1 protein-coding gene is annotated in these 208 nt (G+C 42.3%); it reads left to right on the forward strand.

What is annotated here, in order from left to right:
* Positions 1–208: hypothetical protein (locus AC979_RS00200; RefSeq protein WP_049372386.1), on the forward strand; the 208-nt coding region annotated here is incomplete at both ends.

Below are 208 nucleotides of genomic sequence, written 5' to 3' on the forward strand. Positions count from 1 at the left end.
CGTTTTAATAAAGATGATGTTCAAAAAGAGCTTGATTTCCAACGTGAGGTGACAGAGAAATTTGGGCCAAATGTCGTGGAAGCTGGAAGTTTGCTTGCTAATAAATTTGGCGAAGAAGCGAAGGCGAAGCGTAATGCAGCCGCAATTGCGTTAGAAGAAGCAGAAAAAGCCAAGGCAGAAAACAACAACGAAACGAACCAAGCTTTAG

It is taken from the genome of Parahaemophilus parainfluenzae (assembly GCF_001053575.1).
Lineage (GTDB): Bacteria > Pseudomonadota > Gammaproteobacteria > Enterobacterales > Pasteurellaceae > Haemophilus_D > Haemophilus_D parainfluenzae_S.